Here is a 5,671-nt window from a genome sequence, read left to right as displayed (position 1 = left end):
TGTTTGTGGTGTTAATGCGGCGGTGACTTACTCTCCCACACCCTCACGAGTGCAGTACCATCAGCGCTGTAGGCCTTAGCTTCCGGGTTCGGGATGGGACCGGGCGTTTCCCCCACGCTATAACCACCGCACAACAACACAACTATCCAACAACCCTCTAAACCAAAACCCCCAAGACCACCGCCACCCACCATCACAGTCAGCAACCAGCCCCAAGAACCCCGGTTCAACGGGTGTGTTACCCGAAAACCATACAGTGGACGCGAACACAACCCCCGCTCACCAACCACACCCCTACCACAAAGGAAAAGCCTGGTTGTTGTGACACATGCGTGTGTGTGTAGATCTTCGGCGTATTAGTACCAGTCAGCTCCACAACTCTTACAGTCGCTGCTTCCACATCCGGCCTATCAACCCAATCATCTCCTGGGCACCTACACCAACAAAGTTGGAAGGAAATCTCATCTCGAAGCAAGCTTCCCGCTTAGATGCTTTCAGCGGTTATCTCTCCCGAACGTAGCCAATCAGCCATGCTCCTGGCGGAACAACTGACACACCAGAGGTTCGTCCGTCCCGGTCCTCTCGTACTAAGGACAGACCTTCTCAAATTTCCAACGCGCGCAGCGGATAGGGACCGAACTGTCTCACGACGTTCTGAACCCAGCTCGCGTGCCGCTTTAATGGGCGAACAGCCCAACCCTTGGGACCAACTCCAGCCCCAGGATGCGACGAGCCGACATCGAGGTGCCAAACCATGCCGTCGATATGGACTCTTGGGCAAGATCAGCCTGTTATCCCCGAGGTACCTTTTATCCGTTGAGCGACGGCCATTCCACAATGTACCGCCGGATCACTAGTCCCGACTTTCGTCCCTGCTCGAGCCGTCACTCTCACAGTCAAGCTCCCTTGTGCACTTACACTCAACACCTGATTGCCAACCAGGCTGAGGGAACCTTTGGGCGCCTCCGTTACTCTTTAGGAGGCAACCGCCCCAGTTAAACTACCCATCAGGCACTGTCCCTGACCCGGATCACGGGCCGAAGTTAGACATCCAGAGCGACCAGAGTGGTATTTCAACAACGACTCCCCAAACACTAGCGTGCCCGGTTCACAGTCTCCCACCTATCCTACACAAGCCGCACCAAACACCAATACCAAACTATAGTAAAGGTCACGGGGTCTTTCCGTCCTGCTGCGCGTAACGAGCATCTTTACTCGTACTGCAATTTCGCCGAGTTCATGGTTGAGACAGTAGGGAAGTCGTTACTCCATTCGTGCAGGTCGGAACTTACCCGACAAGGAATTTCGCTACCTTAGGATGGTTATAGTTACCACCGCCGTTTACTGGGGCTTAAATTCTCCGCTTCGACATACGTCTAACAGGTCCTCTTAACCTTCCAGCACCGGGCAGGAGTCAGTCCGTATACATCGTCTTACGACTTCGCACGGACCTGTGTTTTTGATAAACAGTCGCTTCCCCCTGGTCTCTGCGACCCCTACACGCTCCACACCGCTTGTGTGCATCACGCTCAGGGCCCCCCTTCTCCCGAAGTTACGGGGGCATTTTGCCGAGTTCCTTAACCATGATTCTCTCGAACGCCTTAGTATTCTCTACCTGATCACCTGTGTCGGTTTAGGGTACGGGCGGCTAAAACCTCACGTCGATGCTTTTCTCGGCAGCATAGGATCACCGAATCCCCCACCAAAGGGGTCCCATCACGCCTCAGGCACACACCCCGCGCATTTAACAACGGGGAACCCTACACGCTTAGACCAGGACAACCATCGCCTGGCTCGGCTACCTTCCTGCGTCACACCTGTTAACACGCTTACCTCCCCGGATCAGGCCCCACGCCACACACCACAACGCAACCAACACAAATGCTGATTGCGAGACGGGTGCGCGGAGTGGTTAGTATCCCCAGCTCAGTATTGGCGGTTTCTCGCCGGTACGGGAATATCAACCCGTTGTCCATCGACTACGCCTGTCGGCCTCGCCTTAGGTCCCGACTCACCCAGGGCAGATTAGCTTGACCCTGGAACCCTTGATCATCCGGCGGACGGGTTTCTCACCCGTCATTCGCTACTCATGCCTGCATTCTCACTCGAACGGGTTCCACCACTCGGTTACCCGGCGACTTCACCACCCGCTCGACGCTCCCCTACCCAACACACACCCATTACAGGAACAATTGTGTATTGCCACGACTTCGGCGGTGTACTTGAGCCCCGCTACATTGTCGGCGCGGAATCACTTGACCAGTGAGCTATTACGCACTCTTTCAAGGATGGCTGCTTCTAAGCCAACCTCCTGGTTGTCTAAGCAACTCCACATCCTTTCCCACTTAGCACACGCTTAGGGGCCTTAGTCGGTGGTCTGGGCTGTTTCCCTCTCGACCATGAAGCTTATCCCCCACGGTCTCACTGCCACGCTCTCACTTCACCGGCATTCGGAGTTTGGTTGACGTCAGTAACCTGGTGAGGCCCATCAGCCATCCAGTAGCTCTACCTCCGGGAAGAAACACGCAACGCTGCACCTAAATGCATTTCGGGGAGAACCAGCTATCACGAAGTTTGATTGGCCTTTCACCCCTACCCACAGCTCATCCCCTCCATTTTCAACTGAAGTGGGTTCGGTCCTCCACACGCTCTTACACGCGCTTCAACCTGGCCATGGGTAGATCACTTCGCTTCGGGTCTAGATCACGCCACTCAAACGCCCTCTTCAGACTCGCTTTCGCTACGACTACCCCACACGGGTTAACCTCGCGACATGACACTAACTCGCAGGCTCATTCTTCAAAAGGCACGCCATCACCCCACACCCCCAAAGGGGTCAAGGCTCTAACGGCTTGTAAGCACACGGTTTCAGGTACTCTTTCACTCCCCTCCCGGGGTACTTTTCACCTTTCCCTCACGGTACTGGTCCGCTATCGGTCATCAGGTAGTATTCAGGCTTACCAGGTGGTCCTGGCAGATTCACACGAGATTCCACGAGCCCCGTGCTACTCGGGACAACGCCACACGCGGCGGACAGCAGTTTCGTCTACGGGACTCCCACCCTCTACGGCACACCACTCAACGATGCTTCGACTACCACTCCGCACTCACGCACCCAGATCGACAGCTCTGAGAACAGCGCATCCCACAACCCCGCTGATGCAACCCCTGCCAGGTATCACACACCAACGGTTTAGCCACATCCGCTTTCGCTCGCCACTACTCACGGAATCACTATTGTTTTCTCTTCCTGCGGGTACTGAGATGTTTCACTTCCCCGCGTTCCCCCCTACACCCTATGAATTCAGATGCAGGTCGTCACCCTCACAGATGACGGGGTTTCCCCATTCGGACATCCTCGGATCACAGCCCGCTTATCGACTCCCCGAGGCTTATCGCAGATTACCACGTCCTTCATCGGCTCCTGATGCCAAGGCATCCACCGTGCGCCCTTAACAATCTACAAACAGACACACATAAAAACATACAAAAATGTTCTCGATCACATAAAGAACAAGATGCTCGCGTCCACTATACAGTTCTCAAACAACACACCCACACACCACCACCACACAAACACACGTTCGCGTGATCCTGACGCAGGGTCATCGACGGAAACAACCACCCCTACCCACCAGCAGCACACCCCGCCACCCCCCACACAGGGAGACAACCAGGCACACACCACCAGATGAGAAGGGTCCTGTTGTTCCAGGACCCAACAGTGTTCCACCCCGCACCCCACACACCACCACCACCCCAGAACACTTCCAGGGAAACAGTGCCGTGAAGACCACGAGCATCACCACACCCCAACCCACACACACCACCACCCCCACCAAGGAGGAGAACCAGCACGCATGAACCACACGGGGCACGATCAATGGTTTGTTGACATTCCACCCATGAACACACACCACACAACCACCACCCACGAATAAGCAGATCAGGGGTTGGGCCGCCACACGGCGACACGGGCATGAATGCTCCTTAGAAAGGAGGTGATCCAGCCGCACCTTCCGGTACGGCTACCTTGTTACGACTTAGTCCCAATCGCCAGTCCCACCTTCGACGGCTCCCCCCACAAGGGTTAGGCCACCGGCTTCGGGTGTTACCAACTTTCGTGACTTGACGGGCGGTGTGTACAAGGCCCGGGAACGTATTCACCGCAGCGTTGCTGATCTGCGATTACTAGCGACTCCGACTTCACGTGGTCGAGTTGCAGACCACGATCCGAACTGAGACCGGCTTTTTGGGATTAGCTCCACCTCACAGTATCGCAACCCTTTGTACCGGCCATTGTAGCATGCGTGAAGCCCAAGACATAAGGGGCATGATGATTTGACGTCATCCCCACCTTCCTCCGAGTTGACCCCGGCAGTCTCCCATGAGTCCCCACCACCCCAAAGGGCGTGCTGGCAACATGGAACGAGGGTTGCGCTCGTTGCGGGACTTAACCCAACATCTCACGACACGAGCTGACGACAACCATGCACCACCTGCACACCAACCACAAAGTGGAAATCCCATCTCTGGGACGGTCTGGTGCATGTCAAGCCTTGGTAAGGTTCTTCGCGTTGCATCGAATTAATCCGCATGCTCCGCCGCTTGTGCGGGCCCCCGTCAATTCCTTTGAGTTTTAGCCTTGCGGCCGTACTCCCCAGGCGGGGCACTTAATGCGTTAGCTACGGCGCGGAAAACGTGGAATGTCCCCCACACCTAGTGCCCAACGTTTACGGCATGGACTACCAGGGTATCTAATCCTGTTCGCTCCCCATGCTTTCGCTCCTCAGCGTCAGTAACAGCCCAGAGACCTGCCTTCGCCATCGGTGTTCCTCCTGATATCTGCGCATTTCACCGCTACACCAGGAATTCCAGTCTCCCCTACTGCACTCTAGTCTGCCCGTACCCACTGCAGACCCGGGGTTAAGCCCCGGGCTTTCACAGCAGACGCGACAAACCGCCTACGAGCTCTTTACGCCCAATAATTCCGGACAACGCTTGCGCCCTACGTATTACCGCGGCTGCTGGCACGTAGTTAGCCGGCGCTTCTTCTGCAGGTACCGTCACTTTCGCTTCTTCCCTGCTGAAAGAGGTTTACAACCCGAAGGCCGTCATCCCTCACGCGGCGTCGCTGCATCAGGCTTGCGCCCATTGTGCAATATTCCCCACTGCTGCCTCCCGTAGGAGTCTGGGCCGTGTCTCAGTCCCAGTGTGGCCGGTCACCCTCTCAGGCCGGCTACCCGTCGTCGCCTTGGTGAGCCATTACCCCACCAACAAGCTGATAGGCCGTGAGCCCATCCAAAACCAGTACAAACCCTTTCCACAACACACCATGCGATGTACTGTCGTATCCAGTATTAGACCCAGTTTCCCAGGCTTATCCCAGAGTCAAGGGCAGGTCACTCACGTATTACTCACCCGTTCGCCACTCATCCACCCCAGCAAGCTGGGGCTTCAGCGTTCGACTTGCATGTGTTAAGCACGCCGCCAGCGTTCGTCCTGAGCCAGGATCAAACTCTCCGTCAAAAAAACAGAAAAACAATATCCTGGCCGATAAAACCCACCCCCAGTGTCGACGAGGACACACAAACAGGGCAGGCCATCAACCAAACAAAACAATATTTGGTATCAACAAACATGAAACACTATTGAGTTCTCAAACAACAGA

The 5,671-nt window shown here is 55.6% G+C and carries 3 rRNA genes; all 3 read right to left on the bottom strand.

What is annotated here, in order from left to right:
* Window positions 1-14 precede the first annotated feature (14 nt).
* Window positions 15-131, bottom strand: a 5S ribosomal RNA gene (gene rrf, locus GTW58_RS12620).
* Window positions 132-336: 205 nt separating this feature from the next.
* Window positions 337-3,466: ribosomal RNA gene (locus GTW58_RS12615) — 23S ribosomal RNA — on the bottom strand.
* Window positions 3,467-3,994: 528 nt separating this feature from the next.
* Window positions 3,995-5,529, bottom strand: a 16S ribosomal RNA gene (locus GTW58_RS12610).
* The 16S, 23S and 5S rRNA genes sit together here, the layout of an rRNA operon.
* Window positions 5,530-5,671: the final 142 nt, after the last annotated feature.

The sequence above is a fragment of the Kocuria subflava genome, assembly GCF_012163155.1.
Lineage (GTDB): Bacteria > Actinomycetota > Actinomycetes > Actinomycetales > Micrococcaceae > Kocuria > Kocuria subflava.
The sequence above is the reverse complement of the archived record's forward strand: the minus strand, read 5'-3'. Positions and strand labels throughout refer to the sequence as shown.